Source organism: Ktedonospora formicarum (assembly GCF_016587355.1).
Taxonomy (GTDB): domain Bacteria; phylum Chloroflexota; class Ktedonobacteria; order Ktedonobacterales; family Ktedonobacteraceae; genus Ktedonobacter; species Ktedonobacter formicarum.
In genome coordinates, this window is the sequence record NZ_BNJF01000001.1 from 569673 (window position 1) to 585744 (window position 16072).

A 16072-nucleotide genomic window follows, 5' to 3' on the forward strand; every position below is an offset into this window, starting at 1 on the left:
TTCAACGACACTGCTATTTGCAGGTTTGGTGCTGGCCTTTTCTGAGAAGGTCTCCTGCTTGCGCGTGTATGTTATGCTGTACAGACTATATGCCTGACACCCAGGTATATTGGAGAACTTCAGATTTTGTGCTCGCTCTCAAGGAACGCGCCAGGGCAAGTCGCAAGCAGATTCAACCTAAGGAAATTTTCAATACACCCGAGAGGGGGTGATAACAACGAAATGGTATCCAACTGATCGCGCTTCATTAGAGCGCGATTCCACGCTCGAATTTTTTATCGCGGGAGGACCGGGAGGTCAGCATCGTAACAAAGTGGAGAGCGGCGTACGTCTGATCCATCGCCCAAGCGGGGTGACGGCAACCGCCACCGAACGGCGCTCACAGTATGCCAATCGCGAAGCAGCGTTTGAGCGTCTCGCTGAACGTCTTCAGAGACTTCAGCGCATCGAGACACCACGAATCGCTACTCGACCAGGAGCAGCAAGTCGCGAACGCCGACTACAAGCCAAGCGCCATACATCTCTGAGCAAGCAAAGAAGAACAACTGCTATTCATCGCGATGAATAGCAGTTGTTCTTCTTTGCTTGACAGGCTGTTCCCCATCTGGTAGTATCCATCACCAGATCCTACTTGCTCAGTCAAAGGAAGATATCATGCTGCACCTCATCGAAACGTCCATACTCGCGACCAAACTCCCCGCATAGGCGATCACGCCGGGCTTATGCGGGAGGCAACAGGCTTATAAATATAACACAAACACCCTTCGCAATCAGATCGGGTTCTTTAGCCTTCCCCTTTCCATCTCCAGGATGTAGATCGCTCGATAGCTCCTATATGTGAGGCTATTTACTGCGATACCCAGTGCATAACGCGCACCATTCTCATCTACTAATTTCTTCGCACAAATAGCCCCTCACATTAACTACAACCCGATATATTCACGTGTTCCGGGGATTTAATACATTCATCACAAACTGCCTTGTACACACCCCAGGAATAGATGCGGAAGGTTTCTATGATAACAAATGGCAAATACCTGGAGAGACGCTGTCTACGCGTGTCTCGGATCGCGATAATTACATTCTTCTTTTTCAACGGGGTACTGACTTCGACCTTCTCAACACGTCTTCCTGCCATCCAAGCGAAACTGGCTTTGCCCTCGGGACAATTAGGGCTAGCCCTGCTAGGATGTACCATCGGTGGACTTGTCGCGATGAATATCGCGGCTCGCATAGCCCAACGCTTGGGTAGCAAGATGATGATGATAGTTGGCTCTCTGTGTATGGGTCTTTCGCTTCTGCTCATCGCATATGCGAATAACCTACCATTCCTGCTCATGGCGCTTATCGGCTTTGGAGCAGGCAGTGGTGCAATGGATATCGCGATGAATCTCCAGGGTACCGATATCGAACAGGCCTATGGACAACCCATGCTCAACTCATTTCATGCTTGCTTTAGCGTGGGAAGCCTGGCAGGCGCGCTTATAGGAAGTGTTCTGGCAACGTTCAATCTCAGCCCCGAACTTCATTTTCTTGCCATCGTTGGGATAGCCAGCATTAGCTTCATTTTGAGCTCGCGCTTCCTGCTGCCACCCAAAGTAGTCCAGAAGACAGTAGGGAGAGATAAAGGGCGTGCACCGCAATTGGGCCTAAGGCTCATGTTCCTGGGATTGATAGGCTTCTGCGTCTTGCTTAGTGTCGGCGCAATGTACGACTGGAGTACAGTTTATCTCTCCGGTACACTGCATATGGATGCGGGACTAGCGGCGGCTGGCTTTACCATATTCTTAACCTGCACAGCCCTGACGCGCGGAATTGGTGATAACCTGACAAAGCGCTTTGGTGCCGCCGTACTCATAGCTTGCTCCTGTGCGCTCTCGGCCATCGGACTCACCGTAGTCCTGTTGTTCACCTGGACGCCAATAGTGCTTTGCGGTCTAGGGCTGATTGGCATTGGTCTTTCGGTTCCCTTTCCTCTCACATTGAGCGCGGCGGGTCGCCTCTCAACGCGCGATTCAGGCTCCGCCCTTGCGACCGTCACTACATGGGGGTATGCTGGAATGATCGCGGGCCCACCTATGCTTGGTTTTATCGCTGACCACATAGGATTGCGCCTTGCCTTAACCGTTGTCATCTTCTTGTGTCTTCTGGCAGCCCTCTGCGCGCCAGCAGCCAGGATTATTTCCGTAAAAGTCGAGGCTCTATCCGCCATTAAAACAGAGGTAGATTGAAACCAAACGATCATTGCCTACATTAGAAAGGATATCCAATGCGCGCCGTTATTATCGACAAGCCTGGAACGGTACATGTAGGAGAGATTGCCGATCCCACGCCAAAACCTGATGAACTAATCATTAAAGTTGGGGCCTGTGGCATCTGTGGCACTGATTTACACATTATGGATGGGGAGTTCCCACCTACCCCCTATCCCATTGTGCCAGGGCATGAGTTTGCGGGAGAGGTGGTCGCTGTAGGCAGCGACATACAGGCAAACAACGGAAAAAAGTTCACCGTTGGCACCAGGGTCGCGGTCGATCCCTCACTCTACTGTGGTCACTGCTCGTTCTGTCGTGCAGGTCACGGAAATCTCTGCCAGGAATGGAATGCCATCGGTGACACTGTCAGCGGTGCCTTCGCAGAATACGTCGCGGTACCAGCCGCCAACGCCTACGAGATTCCCCAACATGTATCGTTTCGCGAGGCAGCCCTGATCGAGCCCGTTTCCTGCGCGGTCCACGGCATTCATCGACTCGAACCCAGGCTGGGAGACAGTATGCTCATCGTAGGAGCTGGAACCATGGGCCTATTGCTCCTACAACTGGCTCTGCGTGGCGGAGCCTCACGCGTTGCCATGTTGGACCTGAACACGGACCGCCTGGCACTTGCTGAGCAGCTTGGGTCCTATCGCACAGCGACAGATGTCGCCGATCTCCTTGCTATCGAGCCACTGGGCTTTGACTGTGTCATTGACGCGACCGGAGTTCCCAAGGCAATCGAGGCAGCCTTCAGAGCTGTGAAGCGTGGCGGAAAGTTTATGGTCTTTGGGGTCGCGCCTAGCGAGGCCAGAATCGCGCTCTCGCCTTTTAGCATCTATAATGATGAAATTACTATCGTTGGCTCAATGGCTATCCTACACTCTTATCAGCAGGCTGTTGACCTTGTAAGTGGTGGCGCGATTAACACCAAAGCCATGCTTACCGAGGCATTTCCGCTTGAGAAGTTTTCCCACGCGCTTGAATTAGTTCGACAGGGAAAAGGGCTCAAGACACAGATTCTACCTAACGGCTAGGCACTCATTGTTGCCAACTGAAATTTATAAGGCATAGCCAATACAAGACCCCCAACACTGCGACAGCGACGTTGGAGGTCTTGCATTGGCTATGCCTAAGTCTATTCCTCCTCCTCATCCTGAGCCGTAAGCCACCATTGTAAACGAGCCTTTAGCCGCTGCACATCAGTTGGAGTCAGGCCCGCACGCTGAGTACGCTGAGCAAAAAGCTGATCGTATGCGCCTGTCGGGTCCTGGTGGGCTTTCACAACCTGCCAAAAGGCATCGAGAAGCACCTCTTCATTCTGAGCCAGGGTCGCGTAATACCCCGAGTCACCACCGAGATTGACCGCGAAGCGCCGACACGCGGCAAGTATCCGCAGGCAGCGTGTTTCGTCTTCACGCAATGCTACGAGTTCATCATTCTGGGAAGTCTCTTCATGTTCTACCATGTCTCATCCTCTTGCCATTGACATCTTATGAGAAAGCCAACGTGCTGCCGTGCCCCTGCATGGGAATCGTGGCTAGTGCTAACTCCTTGCATGAACATCTAAGCGCGCAGCGCTAGCTGCCGCTAAGGCGGCGCCGCGCCCTCGAATGAGGATTGATGTTCGTAACAACAAGAGCGCGCTCAGGTTATCGTATAAGGAGTAAGCACAAAGATTTGCAACCATTGTAACGCATCCTTCAACAAAACCACATGTCTGGATGGTTACTGTCTTCATAAAGCGATCAGCGTTACTGAGAGCTGCCTTTCTTCGTTCCCACCTCTAGGAGGAGGACGAAAACATGACAAAACCTCGATTACAACACGTATCGATACTTGTGCCACCTGGGAGTCAAGAGGCCGTGCGAGCATTTTACGGGCAACTCCTTGGGCTTGAGGAAAAGCAGCCACCATTGACCCTTGACCACTTACAGCTCGTCTGGTATATCGTTGGCGATGGCGAAATGGAATTACACTTGCTTCCCGCCACTGATCGACCAAGTGAAAATGGGCAGCACTTTTGTCTGGTCGTCGACGACTTAGATAAATATCGACATACATTGATAGAAGCAGGGGTCACAATTATAGAGGCCGAACCCATTCCAGGACGTCCCCGCTTCTTCTGTCGCGATCCCTTTGGCAACCTGATAGAGCTGACAACATTGCTCGGCGACTATCGAACGTACCAGTCCTAAACATATAAAGAAAAGCCTTAAAATCCCTAAGCTCAAGTCCTGCACGCAGGACTTGAACAAAAGCGATATGGAGGCATTCCGAATAGCATCGGAATGCCTCCATATCGCTTCTTTCTAGGATACCCAAACACCAGAGCGCGAGAAAATCTAGCGCTGCAAAGCGACGACAGGGATTTTGCGGGTTGTTTTCGTTTGATATCCGGCGAAAACCGGGTTTTGGGTCGTTATCATTGACCAGAGGCGCTCCCGCTCCTCGCCAGTAATAACGGTGGCCGTCAGATTATAAGACTCAACTCCCAACTCGATAGAAACCTGAGGATGAGTCAGGATATTATGATACCAGGCAGGATGTTTGGGCGCGCCAGCGAAGGAGGCAACGATGAGAAAACGATCTCCATCTATGAAATAGGCCAGCGGCGTCGTATGCGATTTACCACTCTTGGCTCCAGTTGTGGTAAGCAGAAGTAATGGTACACCCTCAAATGGGCCTCCCACCTTCCCGCCATTCGCATGAAACTCCTCAATGATCTGTTTATTCCAATCACTCATAATGATTCGAATCCTTTCCATATGCAAGTACACTTGAGCGTACTTTACTCTACTATAACCAGAAAAAGGGTCAGATCCATTCCCTACAGGCTCTATTTGCGCCGACTTCCACAAAAACTGGCTCCTTGTTTTTATGAAATAATGTTACACCAGAGAACTTGAAAAGGATTCACACGCATGAGCATAATGATGCCATAGAGGCAGCCGAGCATACAGATACGACCAACGAAGCTCCGCGATAAGCATCACTTCACGGTTATCATACCGTCAAATCGATCTTACAGATAGGGAGACAGCATGTACCTGACACGACATCAAACCGAACAGGGTATTCGCTGGGCCAGGGATGGACATTTCCTGCCCCAAGACATAACCCTGAGCTCCTTACTCAGCATGTCACAAGCCACTATGCTTGATACATTGCGCGCCCTTCCAGAACCAATCGCCGCTTCAGGAGAGCTCCAGGCTCCCATCGAAGCAGCACAGGAAGTATGGGCTAGTGGAGTCACCTACCTGCGAAGCCGCGAGGCACGCAAAAACGAATCGGATGTAGGGGATGTCTACGAGATGGTTTACGACGCTTCACGACCCGAGCTGTTCTTTAAGGCTGCTGGATGGCGTGTCAAAGGGCATGAGCAGCCATTACGCATCCGCAGAGACAGCCATTGGGATGTGCCAGAACCCGAGTTGGTGCTGGTCATCAATAGCCAGATGGACATTGTGGGCTATTGCGCGGGTAATGATATGTCATCAAGGAGTATCGAAGGAGAGAATCCGCTCTATCTGCCTCAGGCAAAGGTCTATGATGGTTCGTGCGCGCTGGGGCCTGGTATCATCCTGACAGAACGAGACGAGATGCGCGCGCTCACTATAGGGCTCAGCATTTATCGGGATGAAGCGCTTGCTTTTCAAGAAGAGATTAGCATAGCACAGATGAAACGCTCTTTCGAAGAACTAGTAGCATGTCTGGGTCAGGAGTTGAGCTTTCCATATGGAGTTTTCTTAATGACCGGGACGGGCATTGTTCCCCCCGATCATTTTACGCTACAGGCGGGCGACAGAGTAGAGATACACGTTGGGGCACTACATCTTCACAATCAGGTGACAAAATAAGTGGCGCGTCCTGAAGATTCCTTCACATGCTACGAAAGAGGTCCGCTCCGGCTCATACTCAGCGGACCTCCTTCTCCCCGGCATTCACACCACTCTTCATAGAAGCGAAGCAACACCATTTGCCAATACTGACAAATTTCGCCTTGCAGGGCTTTCTTGTCTCTGCTATGCTTAGCAATGTTGGGTGATCGGGTACGGTTGGGTGATCGAATCATAAACACACAGCAGCAAAGGATCTATGCCAAAACCATCACGGTGTGCTCTCACTTGGTCAGAAGAAAAGCAGCACTACGAACTTACTATAGACGGACAATTCCAACGATCTTTTCACCAAGCAGATGAGTCAGCGTGGCTTGCCTGGGTTCAAGAGCACACCACGTTCGCATTTGAAGGTCGAAATGGTCATCTCAGCATCATCAAAGAAGTTCGGCCTCGAGGAGGTGGATATTGGTATGCCTATAGTAGGCAGGCAAGACGCACTCGCAAGCGCTATTTAGGAAAAACCGCCACGCTATCATACTTAGAGCAGGTAGCCTCAGACCTTGTAGGCAGCAATACAGCGATTGCAAAGCCAATCATACAGATCAATAGAGGATCATCAAGAGCATCGACTAATCCTTTAAACCAGGATCACATCTCGCTTCTCACGACAAAGCTCATTCCACCTCAACTTCCCGCCTTGTTAGTAGAACGAGAACGCCTACTCAAAGACCTGGATGCGATATTTTCTCATCGCCTGGTGCTCATCTCCGCTACTGCTGGCAGTGGGAAGACGACTCTGCTCTCTACCTGGGCTACGCATAGACGGACATTGACACAAGCTGTCGCTTGGCTATCACTAGAAGAACAAGATAATGACCCCATACTTTTCTGGAGCTATGTTGTTGCCGCGCTACGTATTAACAAGCCAGCGATAGGGGGTGTAGCCCTGAGCATGCTACAAGCACCACAGCCACCGCTTTTGTCGACAATTATAACCACCCTCATTAATGATCTGACAGCTTGTCAGGAAGAGTTTGTGCTGGTATTAGATGATTATCATGTCATCAGCGATCCAGCCATCATCGACTCCTTCCAATTCTTGCTTGCACACCTTCCTCCCAGGATGCATCTAATACTGGCTGGACGCAGAGATCCGCCAATGGCTCTGCCACGTTTGCGCGCCCGAGCACAGGTCATTGAACTAAGAGATCAAGATTTACGCTTTACGCGAGTGGAAACAGAACAATTTTTCAGTCAGGCGATGAAATATCCTCTGAGCGCAGCAGAGGCTGATATGCTTGAACAACGAGTTGAAGGCTGGATTGCAGGGCTACAACTCGCAGTTCTTGCAATGCGCGGACGTGTGGATCGCTCCACATTTGTGCAACAATTGAACGGCGGTCAGCATTTCTTCTTAGACTATATGAATGAGGAAATACTGGAGAACCAGCCTCAGGAGGTGCAGAGCTTTCTTCTGCACACATCAATCTTAACCCGCCTGAACCCTTCACTCTGTCAGGCTGTAACAAAAGAAATCAGCACCCAGGCCAGCCACCAAATGCTACTTGCCCTGGAGAAAGCCAATCTCTTTCTTGTTCCACTCGACGAAGAGCGACGCTGGTTTCGTTATCATAGCCTCTTTCGCGATGTGCTCCAGGCTCGCCTTCAAGCACTCTCTCCAGAACAAATTCCCATTTTACACCACCGGGCAGCGCGCTGGTACGCCCAACAAGGAAACATACGTGAAGCAATTACTCACGCGCTCACAGGCCATAATTACGTCTTCGCGGCTGATCTTATGGAGCAGTCAGCTACACATATGAGCTTAAATGGGGAAATCTTCCAGTTATATGCCTGGATCGAATGCTTGCCAGACGCCATACTACAGGTTCATACACACCTAGCCCTGACAACAGTCCTGCAAATCTTGTTCCAAACCTTTTATGCGCCAGAAAAGCAGTGGAACCAGGAAGTCACGAGAAGCGAACAGCTCTTTGTACGCATAGAAGCGATTGCGCAAGGACTGCACCCCACCACCCTCCCAGAAACAGAAAAGCGTAAACTCCACAATCGTTTGAATCTGTTACGCATGTGGATAGCAAGCAGGGACGCGCTTCTCCAAGAAAATGTGGCTCAGATGCACCTTCTAGGCACCCAACTCCAGGAGCTCTCCAGTGAAGAAAATGCGAAATGGAAAATGCTCTCAACCTACCACCTCATAACGGGTAAGGCAAATGTGCTCGTACTACTCCCAGTACTGACCGAGTTGAAGAAGCAAGCTGAAAGAGAGCAACATCTATATGAAGCGGTCTGGATGATGGAACGGCTCGGTATAGTTTACCGTGATATTGGACAGCTAAACCAGGCATATCAGATCTTGAGAGAAGCATTACGACGATTGCAACAGATGGGGAAGGCTCGTTCTTTATTCGGATACATTCACCTGCACCTGGCGGATTTCCATTGGACCAGAAATCAACTCACAGAGGCGAGGACCCATCTCGATGCAGCTCTGCACTTTGCACAGACCTGGCAACATCTTGATATACAGATCACAGGCTACTATCAAGCCCTACGCATATTCCTTGCCAGAGGAGAGTGGGAAGAGGCTAAACAGGCATTGACGCAGGCAAAAAAACTGAGCCAGCAGAGTCAGTGGAAGCATCATCACCGTCTGGTAATGGCTGGACAAGCCCAAATCTGGTTAGCACAGGGAAATCTCGCCGCCGCTTCAGCCTGGGCCAGCCACAATGAAGTTCATCCACAAATACCCGGGCTCGGCGATGATGAAGAAGAATATGCAGAGGCAATGGCTCTGGTTCGCGTCTTTCTGGCGCTACAAAGAAATACTGATGCTCTACAGCTTCTAGCCCATCTGTTTACGCGTGCGGAAGAGAACGAGAGTACATGGCATATCATTCCTGTACTGGCACACCAGGCAGCAGCACTCTATGCACTCGGCGAAGTGGTTCAGGCCAAACAGATAGCAAAACGATTGCTCCAAATGGCCGATCCAACAAACTATCTACGCATATATCTGGACGCTGGAGCACCTCTACAACAGGTTTTTCAGGACCTCCTGGATGTCGAGGTCACCCAAATCGCGCACATTGATTCCCCATCCGCCAACGCCTCAATCAGAACTCTAGTAGCCACCTTCGAGCAGCAAAAGCACCAGCAGCATATCAAACAATTTCCATCTGTTCAGTACCAGGAGACTCCACGATCCCCCATCTCACCACTTAGCGCACGGGAGTTAGAAGTCTTACATCTATTGGCTCAAGGTATGACAAATCAAGAAATTGCTAACCAACTGATCATATCGCTGGCAACCGCCAAAAAGCATGTGGCAAACATTCTGTATAAGCTAGCGGTCGAGAATAGAGGACAAGCTACTGCTCGTGCTCGAGAGTACGAACTGCTCTAATATGCCTCTTCCAAATCCTTCTCTTCACACAAAAGTATCCTCTACAAGTATCCTTTCGGCTACTTCTCGCCAACGCCCAAAGTACGTATACTTCTGGCAAGCGATATATGCCATATATCGCTTACAAATAGCACCTGATCTCAATTTCAATAATCCGATTTTCATACTGATTCCCCCATGTAAAATCAAGAAAGAGGTGGCTAGCATGGCTATGCAATTTGGAATTTTGCTTCCCCAGGGTTGGACAATGGATCTTAGGAGCATTCCAGATCCTTTGGAGGCTTACGAGGCAATGACCCGCGTTGCGCAGACAGCTGATGAGATAGGCATTGCGGCAGCATATCTGGTGGATCATTTTCATACGATTCCACAACCTTCGCAAGAGGTAACATTTGAGTGTTGGACAACGGCGGCGGCGCTGGCACGTGATACGAAGCGCATTCGCATCGGTCAAATGGTCACATGCAATGGGTATCGTAATCCAGCCCTGCTGGCGAAGATGGCAAGCACATTAGATGTACTATCACATGGGCGGCTAAATTTCGGTATCGGTTCTGGCTGGTATGAACACGAATATCGCGCCTACGGCTATGAATATCCTGATGCGCCTGAGAGACTACGCTATTTACGTGAGGCTGTACAGATCATTCTCGCCATGTGGACTCAGGAAGAGGCACATTTTGAGGGCAAATATTATCAGGTACGTGGGGCCATCAATCAACCCAAAGGCATACAAAAACCCCACATTCCACTCCTCATCGGGGGTGATGGAGAGAAAGTTACCCTGAAGATGGTGGCACAGTACGCCGATGCCTGCAATGTTGGTAATGATCTTGCTACCATCGGGCACAAATTCAATGTCCTGAAGAAACATTGTGCCACTGTTGGGCGCGATTATGAGAGTATTCGTCGTACCACAACCGTCTTCTGCTCAATCGGCGAGACCGATGAAGAGGCACAGGAGAGAATTCCCTCCTTCGTGCGAGCCAACTTTGGAGATCGCATCGACGGCGCGCTGGTTGGGAGTCCCTCGACCATTCGCCAGCGCTTGAAGGAATATGAAGACGCAGGAGTGCAAGAATTGATCATACGGTTCTTTGATATGCCCCAGTTGGAGGGATTACGCCTGTTTGCTCAGGAATTTGTGAACAGCAGTACCCAAACATTTAAATCTTGAATAGCCACAAAGGCACTACCACTCAATTACTAGCGTGCCAGTAATTGAGTGGTAGTGCCTTTGAAAGTCGCCTACAACCCCGTGTGTTCAACCTCCCTAAAGGCTCTACAAAAGCGCTTGAGCCATAGATAAGCTCAGGCCTTTATGCCTCAAACTGCTTAATTCTTATACTCACCTCAATAGGCAACAGAACATAGTACATCTTCTCTCAAACAGTCCACTTTACAGCCGCTTACAACGAATAATCTCCATCAAGTCGAAAAAAGCTTTTGTCTTCTCCTGTTAGGATGGAAGAAGAACAACCATGCAGGGAAGGAGAACAGCCCCCAGGATTTATGAGCAATGGGAGAACTGACATTCTCTTTCATGCATGGTAGACAGCATAAAGAGGAAGAGGTCCCATTGTATGACAATCAAGACACTAACCTATCAACTCAAAGGAACGATATTTGCGGCACAGTCCTGCTCATGTTCCTGTGATCCATGTACCTGCGGTGACCGCTGTACCTGTGAGGGCGCAGAGGCATATCTTGGCCCAAGATGGCGCTTTGTAGGAGATCAGATTGAGACTGGCATGATTGCTGACGTGGATGTATCACAACGTCTCCTTATCAGTCTTGCCCAAACTCGCAATGAGCAGGACACAAAATGGCAGGAGGTTATTCTTATTGATGAGGCTGCGACCCCAGATCAGATACACGTTCTGCTTGGTCTCTTCGAGCAGCGCCAGGGAAGCGCAGCCGCTCATCCCGAATGCGTGCCAGCGGCACAGCGAGCCGTATATTTGGTGCCGATGTCCATCTACAAAGTCCAAGGACGTGATACGCTCTCCGTCACCTTTGCCAGAGAGCGAAGCCGCCTGGTACGCGGGGATGCACGTGCTATAGCGTTGCCAGAATGGACCTATAATGGACATATCTCGGCTCAACAAAACTTAGAGCAGTGGGGCTGAACAAGTAATTAAAAAGCAAACACACAAACGCTGCCTGCCACCCAATGCCAAACTCGCGGCATTGAGTGGCAGGCACCTACCCTCTAATGTTGATTTCAGAGAGGATATGAATCGACACCCTCTGCTTATAGCTTCTCAGTCCAGTCTGAAGCCTGAATCACCTCAGCCTGCCGAGGGAAGACCTTAGAGAGTAAAACGCGATGAACCTCTTCATCGTTGTCAAAACAACAATCAGACAGAACTGTCAACTGAAAATCCTTGTCCGCAGCCTCTCGCAATGTTGATAGGACAACCCCACTGGTTGCGATACCAGTGAGAACGAGATGTGTAATCCCCTGCGCTCTTAGCACCACATCCAAATCACTCCCGCAAAACGCGCTCACCCGCCGTTTGGTGATCACAACATCTGTTGGCTGGGGCGCAATATCTGGATAGATCTCCATATTTGTCATGCCTGACATCTGCCGCTGCTTAAGTGCCCCGAACCCTTTATTGTTCGCACTCACCTCTGGATAGCCTGGACGAAAGCCTACACCCACATAGATCACAGGGATCAATGCGGCTCGCGCGGCAGAAATAGCATCATGCATGGGTGTCAAAAAATCTTTAGCATGAGCATAGCGAGAGAGAATCTCAACCTGCATATCCATCACTAAAAGAGCAGTATGCGTATGGGGCTGTGTATCTGGCATGGATTGTTCCTTTCTGTAACCCAGGTGATAAGCGTTGTCATCATGCTTGAATTTCGCTGATATGGCGCAAGATGGGAAGAGCCTCGCGCAACTTCTCTAAATCTTCCTCATTGATGTGAGAAAGCAAGCATTGTTTGGGCGCTTTATATCTCTCCTATATGGAGGAAGAAGCATTCTATCACTAGGCAAAGTAACTTGAGATAAGTTCATTGGTGATTCCGAAGGCTGCCTTGCTACCGGAAGCGGAAGCCAGAAGCACCTGGGCTTGCATGAGGATTGTGACGGTATCACCAGCAGCGTACACACCTTTGATATTGGTGCGCCCCTGCTCATCAACAGCGATGCCTCCCATAGCATTCGTGGCACAGCCAAGATCCTGACCAAGAGTGGTCGCGTGCCGCCATTGTACTCCTACGATACCACCAGTTCGCTCAATTCCAGGATGGTTCACAAACTCAATGCGTTCGAGTTGTCCAGATTGCCCAACCAGTGCCGCGATTTTCTCCTCAACAACCTGTATGCCATATTTTTCAAAGAAAAGCTTCTGCTCCTCTTTTAAAATATGATGACCATTCGTGCAAACGACGATATCTTGGCTCCAATTGTAGAGAAGTTGAGGGACATGGGAGGCTCCCATCTCCTGTTCGGTGATAATCACTAATGGCTGATCTCGTAGTTCCCACCCATCACAATAGGGGCAGTTAAACAGGCTCTTGCCATAATAGTCGTAGATGCCATCAATCGCCGGAAGGGTCTCCTGTATGCCCGTTGTCAGCAGGAGCGTTCGCGATTCAAATATCTCGCCACTGTCAGTAACGACCTCAAACGTTGTTTCTAGCTTGCGAGCGCTCTCGATGCGCGCAGCATGGAACGCCACCGAAGGGTAAGCTGCAATATCCTGACGACCAAGAGCCCTGAACTCCGCTGGTTGCACACCATCGCGTGTAAGAAAGCCGTGCGAGTGTTGGGTTACGGCGTTGCGTGGCTTGTCGTCGTCAAACACCACAACGTGACGCCTGGCTCGACCAAGCACCAACGCCGCACTCAAACCAGCCGGACCGCCACCTATAATCGCGCAATCAAAGATCATTGCTTCTCTCCTTTGTTATTAAAGACATTATAGACACTCTTTATCTTCAATGGGGAAAAAAATTAGCTGAAAGTGGTCGCCAATTTTGCGAACCGATGCTGGTCAAGTTTGTCGACCAGATCAATCAGCTTTTTCTCTTGCAGATATGATTCCATATTGTGCTCGGCCTCAGCCATTGTGCCCTGAATTAGACAGCCATCATTGACATGCTCCAGATCACAATGAAAGAGCGACGCAGTTCCCTCAATAGCGTGAATGACACTTAAAAATGAAAGCTCCTCCCTGCGCCCCAGTAACCTATATCCTCCACTCACTCCTGGGGTCGACGCGACGATGCCAGCCTTCACCAGTTTGGTTAGAATCTTTGAGAGATACGTTGGGGACACGCTCAGCATTTCCGCCAAGGGCTGCATACCAATTGTCTTGCCGGCAGGTGCCGCCACGAAAAACAGCATGGCATGAAGGGCATAATTCGTCGCTTTTGAATATTTCATTCTTCAACCCTCATAATTATCGACTTCACAGATCTATAATAGCGAGAAAAAATCTATTTGTCAAGCCGGGCACTCCTTATTAGTTCGGAGTGCCCGGCTTCTCTAAAGGAGCAGCCCGGCGAATGGCTTTCGCCATCCCAGGCCCCGCGATTTTATGAGCGTTACTGCTCTAAAGTAAGTTTTACGGGGATATTGCCACGCGTGGCATTGGAATACGGGCAGACCTGATGAGCAAGCTCAAGGATTTTCTCGCCAGTTGCTGAATCGATCCCTGGCAGGGAGACACGCAACTCTACCTCAAGCCCAAATCCTCCTTGTCCGTTGGGTCCAATGCCTACCCGCGAAGTGATGGTAGACTGGCTTGCGTCAACATTTTCACGTTGTGCCACTCTCATCAACGCCGACTGAAAACAAGCAGCATACCCAACAGCAAAGAGTTGTTCGGGATTGGTACCCTCGCCGGACCCTCCCATTTCCTTTGGAGGATTCAGCTTGACGACTAGGTTTCCATCAGAGGAACGGGCCTCGCCCTCGCGTCCTCCTTGCACTGTTGCTTCGGCTGTATAGAGAATTTTCATCTGTTGCTCCGTTTTTTTGTGTAAAGTGTGTAATGCACTTATCGAACAAGATACCGATGAGATGATGCTTTCTATCCAATGTGAATCGTTTTCTCATATCCTGGAAAGGAAGCTTCTCTCCCTCTAGGGGTAACATTTGCGTCTAACCAGTTATTCCAAAAACGAGCCCCCAGGTAGCAATAAGGAAGACCCTCAGCCCTATGACACCTTGATGCCGCAGAATGCCAACCGGATCAAAGCATTATTGACTGGACACACTACGATATAGTGAATATGCATCAACTCGCGAACTCTTAGATGATTTAATTTCTACTATAAACGGCACGTTTCAAAGATGACGCTCTATACAAAAAAATGAGACATATGATGACAACGTTACATGCCGCACTTGTAACTCCACTCACAGGTCCACTGAGCTTGTATGGAAAAACCTGCGCTTCGGCACTCAACATATGGGCTAAAAAAGCTGCCATACTCCCCACGAACTTCTCAAGTGTCGCACTTGATGTATATGACTGCAGCACAAATTTTCAGAAAGGGCTACAAGCAGCACTGACAAGCCAGCCAGATGTTTTATTTGGTCCGTACGGGAGCGGGCCAATGCTCAAGGTCGCATATTCCTGCACACGACTCATCTGGAATCATAGTGGGGCCTCTTCGCGCCTGGCAAGACCCTCATTTCCACATGTTATCAATATTCTTTCGCCAGCTTCAACCTATTTTGCCAGTATTCTTCAGGCTATTACGTCTTTTGACCCGACCGCTAGAAGGGCCGTACTCCTTCACAGCACAACAGGATTCGGACAAGACGTAGCCAGGGGAACACAACAAGAGGCGGCTCTGCTTGGGTTGAATCTAACTACTGCGTACTTTTCACCCTCTCACGCTCTGGCAAGCATTGCGAACATTCCATCTGCTGATATATTGCTCGTCGTGGGTAATTTTGCCGATGAACGCGCGGTTGCGCCTCTGCTGCGAAGCTCTAGGCGATGGCGATATATTGCGTTGGTGGGAGCAGGCGTGGATGAAGTGCTAGAACCCCTCGGCGAGTTGCGAGAAGGGCTCATTGGACCCGCACAATGGGTCGCTCGTACCGCACTCTCTCCTGATGAGGGACCCGATGCTCAATGGTTCGCAAGTCAATATGCTCAAACAGAAGGAAGCGAGCCACCCTATGCCGCTGCTCAGGCATTCGCTTCTGGTATAGTCTACGCTCGTTGTCTCCGTGAGACCACGACTACTCGGGATGAAGATCTCCTGAGTACAGCCCAAAAGCTACAGTGCCGCACCCTCTTTGGAGAGTTTCAGCTTGATCCTATTTCTGGTTTACAGGTTGGACACCAGATGGCAGTTGTCCAGTGGCAACAAGGGCAGCGCCGTGTAATATGGCCTCCTGAGCAAGCAGAGCGGCCTCTAATGCCCTCCAATCCCCGCCAATAGACCTTCTATCCTGGATTTATGTATATTCCTCATCTTCTAACTATTATTTTGCTAATTCTTTGTCAACTATATAGATGAAATTCTTTTATATTTCCACTTTTTAAACATATTCATCAATCATATATACG

The 16072-nt window shown here is 49.9% G+C and carries 15 protein-coding genes; 9 read left to right on the forward strand and 6 right to left on the reverse strand.

Features of this window, described 5'->3' with window-relative positions:
* The first annotated feature begins 208 nt into the window (after positions 1-208).
* The 3 genes from K3T82_RS02565 (at position 209) to K3T82_RS02575 (ending at position 3289) form a co-directional block, all read left to right on the forward strand.
* Positions 209-568 carry a peptide chain release factor family protein gene (locus K3T82_RS02565; protein WP_236030965.1) on the forward strand — a complete coding sequence of 120 codons (360 nt, stop codon included), beginning with the start codon at positions 209-211 and terminating at the stop codon, positions 566-568.
* Between the two features lie 433 nt (positions 569-1001).
* Positions 1002-2231, forward strand: a complete 1230-nt coding sequence (locus K3T82_RS02570; RefSeq protein ID WP_220191932.1) for an MFS transporter — start codon at positions 1002-1004, stop codon at positions 2229-2231.
* Positions 2232-2269: 38 nt separating this feature from the next.
* Positions 2270-3289: a zinc-dependent alcohol dehydrogenase family protein gene (locus K3T82_RS02575; RefSeq protein ID WP_220191933.1), complete on the forward strand. Its 1020-nt coding sequence runs from the start codon at positions 2270-2272 to the stop codon at positions 3287-3289.
* Between the two features lie 101 nt (positions 3290-3390).
* On the opposite strand, the gene K3T82_RS02580 is transcribed toward K3T82_RS02575, so the two are convergent.
* Positions 3391-3720 (reverse strand): hypothetical protein, encoded by a 330-nt coding sequence (locus tag K3T82_RS02580; RefSeq protein WP_220191934.1) that lies wholly within the window; start codon positions 3718-3720, stop codon positions 3391-3393.
* 337 nt (positions 3721-4057) lie between these two features.
* Between K3T82_RS02580 and K3T82_RS02585 the strand changes: the two genes are divergently transcribed.
* Positions 4058-4450, forward strand: a complete 393-nt coding sequence (locus tag K3T82_RS02585) for a VOC family protein (RefSeq protein WP_220191935.1) — start codon at positions 4058-4060, stop codon at positions 4448-4450.
* A gap of 147 nt (positions 4451-4597) precedes the next feature.
* On the opposite strand, the gene K3T82_RS02590 is transcribed toward K3T82_RS02585, so the two are convergent.
* Positions 4598-4999 carry a nitroreductase family deazaflavin-dependent oxidoreductase gene (locus tag K3T82_RS02590; protein WP_236030967.1) on the reverse strand — a complete coding sequence of 134 codons (402 nt, stop codon included), beginning with the start codon at positions 4997-4999 and terminating at the stop codon, positions 4598-4600.
* 297 nt (positions 5000-5296) lie between these two features.
* On the opposite strand from K3T82_RS02590, the gene K3T82_RS02595 reads away from it, so the two are divergent.
* From K3T82_RS02595 to K3T82_RS02610, 4 genes are all read left to right on the forward strand, one after another.
* Positions 5297-6112, forward strand: a complete 816-nt coding sequence (locus K3T82_RS02595) for a fumarylacetoacetate hydrolase family protein (RefSeq protein WP_220191937.1) — start codon at positions 5297-5299, stop codon at positions 6110-6112.
* Between the two features lie 238 nt (positions 6113-6350).
* The gene (locus tag K3T82_RS02600; RefSeq protein WP_220191938.1) at positions 6351-9521 is read left to right on the forward strand and encodes a DUF6788 family protein; all 3171 of its coding nucleotides are present in this window, start codon (positions 6351-6353) and stop codon (positions 9519-9521) included.
* Positions 9522-9726: 205 nt separating this feature from the next.
* Positions 9727-10698: an LLM class F420-dependent oxidoreductase gene (locus tag K3T82_RS02605; RefSeq protein ID WP_220191939.1), complete on the forward strand. Its 972-nt coding sequence runs from the start codon at positions 9727-9729 to the stop codon at positions 10696-10698.
* Positions 10699-11104: 406 nt separating this feature from the next.
* On the forward strand, positions 11105-11650 hold the full coding sequence (locus K3T82_RS02610; RefSeq protein WP_220191940.1) for a DUF1326 domain-containing protein: 546 nt from the start codon (positions 11105-11107) through the stop codon (positions 11648-11650).
* A gap of 125 nt (positions 11651-11775) precedes the next feature.
* On the opposite strand, the gene K3T82_RS02615 is transcribed toward K3T82_RS02610, so the two are convergent.
* The 4 genes from K3T82_RS02615 to K3T82_RS02630 all read right to left on the reverse strand — a co-directional run bounded on the left by K3T82_RS02615 (position 11776) and on the right by K3T82_RS02630 (position 14504).
* The gene (locus K3T82_RS02615) at positions 11776-12342 is read right to left on the reverse strand and encodes a cysteine hydrolase family protein (protein WP_220191941.1); all 567 of its coding nucleotides are present in this window, start codon (positions 12340-12342) and stop codon (positions 11776-11778) included.
* A 181-nt stretch (positions 12343-12523) separates the two neighbouring features.
* On the reverse strand, positions 12524-13432 hold the full coding sequence (locus K3T82_RS02620; RefSeq protein ID WP_220191942.1) for an NAD(P)/FAD-dependent oxidoreductase: 909 nt from the start codon (positions 13430-13432) through the stop codon (positions 12524-12526).
* A gap of 62 nt (positions 13433-13494) precedes the next feature.
* A complete protein-coding gene (locus K3T82_RS02625) occupies positions 13495-13926 on the reverse strand; it encodes an RrF2 family transcriptional regulator (RefSeq protein WP_220191943.1) in 432 nt (143 codons plus the stop codon).
* Positions 13927-14087: 161 nt separating this feature from the next.
* Positions 14088-14504: an organic hydroperoxide resistance protein gene (locus tag K3T82_RS02630; protein WP_220191944.1), complete on the reverse strand. Its 417-nt coding sequence runs from the start codon at positions 14502-14504 to the stop codon at positions 14088-14090.
* 363 nt (positions 14505-14867) lie between these two features.
* Between K3T82_RS02630 and K3T82_RS02635 the strand changes: the two genes are divergently transcribed.
* Positions 14868-15944, forward strand: coding sequence for an ABC transporter substrate-binding protein (locus tag K3T82_RS02635; RefSeq protein ID WP_220191945.1), 1077 nt, complete (start codon positions 14868-14870; stop codon positions 15942-15944).
* The last annotated feature ends 128 nt before the right edge of the window (positions 15945-16072 follow it).

Coding starts and splice junctions, on each gene's coding strand:
- K3T82_RS02580 (WP_220191934.1), bottom strand. CDS start 3,720: ATGGTAGAACATGAAGAGACTTCCCAGAATGATGAACTCGTAGCATTG.
- K3T82_RS02605 (WP_220191939.1), top strand. CDS start 9,727: ATGGCTATGCAATTTGGAATTTTGCTTCCCCAGGGTTGGACAATGGAT.
- K3T82_RS02575 (WP_220191933.1), top strand. CDS start 2,270: ATGCGCGCCGTTATTATCGACAAGCCTGGAACGGTACATGTAGGAGAG.
- K3T82_RS02620 (WP_220191942.1), bottom strand. CDS start 13,432: ATGATCTTTGATTGCGCGATTATAGGTGGCGGTCCGGCTGGTTTGAGT.
- K3T82_RS02585 (WP_220191935.1), top strand. CDS start 4,058: ATGACAAAACCTCGATTACAACACGTATCGATACTTGTGCCACCTGGG.
- K3T82_RS02615 (WP_220191941.1), bottom strand. CDS start 12,342: ATGCCAGATACACAGCCCCATACGCATACTGCTCTTTTAGTGATGGAT.
- K3T82_RS02635 (WP_220191945.1), top strand. CDS start 14,868: ATGATGACAACGTTACATGCCGCACTTGTAACTCCACTCACAGGTCCA.
- K3T82_RS02570 (WP_220191932.1), top strand. CDS start 1,002: ATGCGGAAGGTTTCTATGATAACAAATGGCAAATACCTGGAGAGACGC.
- K3T82_RS02600 (WP_220191938.1), top strand. CDS start 6,351: ATGCCAAAACCATCACGGTGTGCTCTCACTTGGTCAGAAGAAAAGCAG.
- K3T82_RS02630 (WP_220191944.1), bottom strand. CDS start 14,504: ATGAAAATTCTCTATACAGCCGAAGCAACAGTGCAAGGAGGACGCGAG.
- K3T82_RS02595 (WP_220191937.1), top strand. CDS start 5,297: ATGTACCTGACACGACATCAAACCGAACAGGGTATTCGCTGGGCCAGG.
- K3T82_RS02610 (WP_220191940.1), top strand. CDS start 11,105: ATGACAATCAAGACACTAACCTATCAACTCAAAGGAACGATATTTGCG.
- K3T82_RS02625 (WP_220191943.1), bottom strand. CDS start 13,926: ATGAAATATTCAAAAGCGACGAATTATGCCCTTCATGCCATGCTGTTT.
- K3T82_RS02590 (WP_236030967.1), bottom strand. CDS start 4,999: ATGAGTGATTGGAATAAACAGATCATTGAGGAGTTTCATGCGAATGGC.